We start from the raw sequence: 4,931 nt of genomic DNA on the forward strand, positions 1-4,931 counted from the left end.
AGAAGGTGATGGGCGGCAACGTGCCGTGGACGCTGCGCCACAAGCACGCGGACCACGAGATGCTGAAGCCGGCGTCGCAATGCCAGCCGATCGAGTATCCGAAGCCGGACGGCAAGCTGACGTTCGATCGGCTGTCGTCGGTGTTCATCTCGAACACGAACCACGAGGAAAACCAGCCGGCGCACCTGACGCTGAAGGATGCGAACGTGCCGGTGAACGTGAACCTGCGCACGTACGCGGGGCCGGAGGGACGTTTCTGCCCGGCGGCCGTGTACGAGTTCGTGAAGAACGACGACGGCAGCGATCGCCTGGTGATCAACGCGCAGAACTGCGTGCACTGCAAGACCTGCGACATCAAGGACCCGACGCAGAACATCGTGTGGGTCACGCCGGAAGGCGGCGGCGGGCCGAACTACCCGAACATGTAATTGCCGAACGCGCCGCCACGAGCGGCGTGTTTCCTGGCTGCCGCAAACGAAACGGGGCGCTGCTTGAAGCAGCGCCCCGTTTTGCATTTTCCGCAACGGCCGGGCGCGACGCGCAGCGCCCCACCCGCTTGCGTCAGGTCGCGCTGCCCGCGATCTTCGGCGTCGGCGTCTCGACGTCCCCGCACTGCGCGCGATGGCGCAGCGCATGATCGATCAGCACCAGCGCGAGCATCGACTCGGCGATCGGCGTCGCACGAATGCCGACGCACGGATCGTGACGGCCGAACGTTTCCACCGTCGCTTCGTCGCCGGCCTTCGTGATCGAACGGCGCGGCGTACGGATGCTCGAGGTCGGCTTGATCGCAATCGACACGGTGATGTCCTGCCCCGTCGAAATCCCGCCGAGCACGCCACCCGCATGGTTGCCGACGAAACCGCCCGGCGTCAGCTCGTCGCCATGCACCGAGCCGCGCTGCGCGACGCTTTCGAAACCCGCACCGATCTCGACGCCCTTCACCGCGTTGATGCTCATCATCGCCTTGGCGATGTCCGCATCGAGACGGTCGAACACCGGCTCGCCCCAGCCGACCGGCACGCCCGATGCGACGACGTCGATACGCGCGCCGATCGAATCGCCGTCCTTGCGCAGTGCATCCATGTACGCCTCGAGCTCCGGCACGACCGCCGCATTCGGCGAGAAGAACGGATTCTCGTGCACGTGCGACCAGTCGACGAACGGTACGTCGATCTCGCCGAGGCCGCTCATGAAGCCGCGCACCTCGACGCCGAAGCGCTCGCGCAGCCACTTCTTCGCGACCGCACCCGCGCCGACGATCGGCGCGGTCAGGCGCGCGGACGAGCGGCCGCCGCCACGGTAGTCGCGGATGCCGTATTTCTGCCAGTAGGTGTAGTCGGCGTGGCCGGGACGAAACGTCTCGACGATGTTGCCGTAGTCCTTGCTGCGCTGGTCGGTGTTGCGGATCAGCAGCGCGATCGGCGTGCCGGTGGTCACGCCTTCGAACACGCCCGACAGGATCTCGACTTCATCGGCCTCCTGCCGTTGCGTCACGTGACGCGACGTGCCGGGCTTGCGACGATCGAGCTCGACCTGGATGTCGGCTTCGGTCAGCCCCATTCCCGGCGGGCAGCCGTCGATCACGCAGCCGATCGCGGGACCGTGCGATTCGCCGAAGGTCGTGACAGTGAAAAGCGTGCCGAGGGTATTGCCGGACATGATGGAACCGCCCAAAGAGAAATGGGCAAACCGATGCGCTGCCCGGGCCGCTGGCAGGCCGATCGTTTGCCGGTCGAGAAAAAGAGGTAAGCCGCTATTATGCCAGCCGTCCCGTGCCTGCGGGCCGTGTGAACCGTTCGGACCACACCGGCCGGCCACGGGAACGGCCCGGAGCGACGATCGCCGCCCCACGCCACGCCGGTCGAACGGGCCGGTTCGCGGCGGTCATTGCAGCCCGGGGCAATGCCGCCGGGCCCGCCCCGTCTACTTCCGCGCGCCGCGCAGCTCGGTGACCGCGGCCTGCAACGACTCGGGCGTCGCGACCGACGCCGGGATCGGCTCGCCGACCGCCAGCGTCAGCCGGCTCATCACGCCGCGCTTGATGGGGCGCGGCATCCGCGCATCGGAATGCCGCGAAAAATAGCTGCCCCACAGCCCGCGCAGCGCCATCGGAATCACCGGCGCCGGCGTGCGACCCAGGATTTCCATGATGCCGTGGTGGAACGTGTTGATGTCGCCCGTCTTCGTCAGCTTGCCTTCCGGGAAGATGCACACGAGTTCGCCTTCTTTCAACGCGGCCTCGCATGCGTCGTACGCACGCGCGAGCATCGCGGGATCCTCGTGGCGCGGTGCGATCGGGATCGCCTTCGCATGCCGGAACACCCAGCTCGCGAAGCGCGTCTTGAAGATCCGGTGATCCATCACGAAACGGATCGGGCGCGGGCTCGCGGCCGCCAGCACCAGCGCGTCAACGTAGCTGACGTGGTTGCACACGAGCACGGCCGCCCCTTCCGCCGGGATCCGCTCCGCATGCACAAGGCGAATCCGGTAGAAGGTGTGCACCAGCACCCATGCGACGAAGCGCAGCAGGAACTCGGGCACGAGCAGATAGATATACGTGGCGACGATCACGTTCAGGAGCGCCGTGACGAGGAACAGGCCGGGGATGTCGACACCGGCCTTGGTCAGCCCCATCGCCATCACGGCCGACAGGATCATGAACAACGCGTTCAGGATGTTGTTCGCGGCGATGATCCGCGCGCGGTGCGTCGGTGCACTGCGGCTCTGGATCAGCGCGTACAGCGGCACGCTGTAGAAGCCGCCGAACATCGCAAGCAGGAACAGGTCGGCCAGGATGCGCCAGTGGCGCGCACCGGCCAGGAATTCGCCGACCGACAGCAGATGGCCGGGCGACGGCAGCGCGTGGCTGGCGAAATACAGCTCGATCGCGAATACGCTGATGCCGATCGAGCCGAGCGGCACGAGGCCGATCTCGACGCGTCGCTGCGACAGCCGTTCGCACAGCAGCGAGCCGAGGCCGATGCCGACCGAGAACGTCGCGAGCAGGATCGTGACGACGTCGGGGCTCGCGGACAGCACGTCCTTCGCGAAATTGAAGAACGACGTGAGGAACGTCGCGCCGACGAACCACAGCCACGAGATGCCGAGCAGGCTCAGGAACACGGTGCGGTTCTGGCGTGCGAGCCCGAGGTTGCGCCAGGTCTCGCTGACCGGATTCCAGTTGATCACGAGATCGGGCTGCGGTGCCGGCGTGGACGGCACGCGCTGCGCGACGAACCGCCCTGCGACCGCGATGACGACGACACTCACCGCGAGCACGCGCTCGCCGGCGCCCTCGATGCCCGCCGCCGCGCCGCCAATGATCGTGCCGATCAGGATCGCGATGAACGTGCCCATCTCGACAAGGCCGTTGCCGCCGACCAGCTCATGTTCGCCGAGATGCTGCGGCAGGTACGAATACTTGACGGGCCCGAACAGCGTCGAGTGCATCCCCATCATGAACGTGCACAAATACAACAGCGGCGCGCTGTGCATAACGAAGCCGGCCGCGCCGACCAGCATCAGCACGATCTCGAAGGTCTTCACGAAACGCGTGAGGGTCGCCTTGTCGTACTTGTCGGCGATCTGGCCGGACGTCGCCGAGAACAGCACGAACGGCAGGATGAAGATCGCGGAAATCAGGAAGGCCGCCGTCTTCGCATCGACGCCGGAGAACCGCGCGGTGTGATAGGTGACGAGCGACGTGAAGCCGATCTTGAAGACGTTGTCGTTCAGCGCGCCGAGGAACTGGGTCGTGAAGAACGGCGCGAAACGGCGCTCGCGCAGCAGGTCGAACTGCGACGCGTGCGCGTGCCGTTCGTCACGCCGCCTGGAAGTGGCTTGCGTTTGATCGCTCATGCGGAATGCGCGCGCGCCGTCTGGGCGACGCTGCGCGGGCCTCGTGTGGTCATTGAAAAAACGGCGGCGCAGGACAAACCTGCGCCGCCGCGTGCCGGGTGGCGGCGCCCGCGCGTGACGGCGACGGGCGCGGCATGGTTCACGACTTGTGCGCTTCGGCTTCCGATTCCGGCCAGTCGCGGATGTACGCCTTCAGCATCCGGTTCTCGAAGCTCTGCGCCTCGACGACCGTCTTCGCGACGTCGTAGAACGAAATGACGCCCATCAGCACCTTCTTGTCGAGCACCGGCATGTAGCGCGCATGGCGCTCGAGCATCATCCGGCGCACTTCGTTGACGTCCGTTTCCGGCGTGCACGTAAGCGGCTCGTCCATCACCTTGCGCACCTGCACGTCGCCGATCGCGCCGCCGTTCACGTGCAGGCGCAGGATGATCTCGCGGAACGTCAGCATCCCGACGAGATCGCCGTACTCCATCACGACGAGCGAACCGATATCGTGCTCGGCCATCGTATCGACCGCTTCGCGCAGCGGCATATCGGGCGTCACCGTAAACAGCGTGTTGCCCTTCACTTTCAGAATATCGCTGACGCGCATCGTAGTCCCCTCATGCTTGAATGCAAAACCTCTTTCGATCCTATCGGAAAGCCTGTCAAAAGGAAAGCGCGGGCCCGTGCGGCGGGCCGCCCCCGCTTGCGGAAGCGGTCCGCCGGCAGCACAATGGCCCCATGAACAGCGGCCAGAGGAGACGTCCATGGCGCATACGCATTCGGAGCAATTCGCCAGCTTCGCCGATTTCTACCCGTATTACCTGAACGAACACCAGAACCTGACGTCGCGGCGGCTGCACTTCATCGGCTCGCTCGGCGTGATCGGCTGCGTCGCGATGGCAATCGCGACCGGCAACTGGCAGTGGCTGCCGGCAGCGATCGTCTGCGGCTACGGGTTCGCGTGGGTCGGACACTTCTTCTTCGAGAAGAACCGCCCGGCCACGTTCCGGCACCCGATCTACAGCCTGATGGGCGACTGGGTGATGTTCAAGGACATCTGCACCGGCAAGATCCCGTTGTAG

General features: G+C 65.8%; 5 protein-coding genes. 2 read left to right on the plus strand and 3 right to left on the minus strand.

What is annotated here, in order from left to right:
• A partial coding sequence (locus tag G3N93_RS34680; protein ID WP_206134993.1) for a 4Fe-4S dicluster domain-containing protein occupies positions 1-428 on the plus strand: 428 nt, incomplete at its 5' end.
• 133 nt (positions 429-561) lie between these two features.
• Here the strand turns inward: G3N93_RS34680 and aroC are convergent.
• From aroC to G3N93_RS34695, 3 genes are all read right to left on the minus strand, one after another.
• Complete coding sequence (gene aroC / locus G3N93_RS34685; RefSeq protein WP_174955294.1) at positions 562-1,662, minus strand: chorismate synthase; 1,101 nt, start codon at positions 1,660-1,662, stop codon at positions 562-564.
• Between the two features lie 264 nt (positions 1,663-1,926).
• Complete coding sequence (locus tag G3N93_RS34690) at positions 1,927-3,861, minus strand: MFS transporter (protein WP_174934489.1); 1,935 nt, start codon at positions 3,859-3,861, stop codon at positions 1,927-1,929.
• Between the two features lie 139 nt (positions 3,862-4,000).
• Positions 4,001-4,456 (minus strand): CBS domain-containing protein, encoded by a 456-nt coding sequence (locus G3N93_RS34695; protein ID WP_043182535.1) that lies wholly within the window; start codon positions 4,454-4,456, stop codon positions 4,001-4,003.
• A 157-nt stretch (positions 4,457-4,613) separates the two neighbouring features.
• Between G3N93_RS34695 and G3N93_RS34700 the strand changes: the two genes are divergently transcribed.
• Positions 4,614-4,931, plus strand: coding sequence for an Mpo1-like protein (locus G3N93_RS34700; RefSeq protein ID WP_174934491.1), 318 nt, complete (start codon positions 4,614-4,616; stop codon positions 4,929-4,931).

Origin of the sequence: Burkholderia sp. Se-20378 (assembly GCF_017104665.1) — a bacterium.
Classification (GTDB): Bacteria; Pseudomonadota; Gammaproteobacteria; order Burkholderiales; family Burkholderiaceae; genus Burkholderia; species Burkholderia lata.

Bases quoted from the DNA above. Each gene is read 5' to 3' on its own strand.
- aroC (WP_174955294.1), bottom strand. From the start codon at position 1,662: ATGTCCGGCAATACCCTCGGCACGCTTTTCACTGTCACGACCTTCGGC.
- G3N93_RS34690 (WP_174934489.1), bottom strand. From the start codon at position 3,861: ATGAGCGATCAAACGCAAGCCACTTCCAGGCGGCGTGACGAACGGCAC.
- G3N93_RS34695 (WP_043182535.1), bottom strand. From the start codon at position 4,456: ATGCGCGTCAGCGATATTCTGAAAGTGAAGGGCAACACGCTGTTTACG.
- G3N93_RS34700 (WP_174934491.1), top strand. From the start codon at position 4,614: ATGGCGCATACGCATTCGGAGCAATTCGCCAGCTTCGCCGATTTCTAC.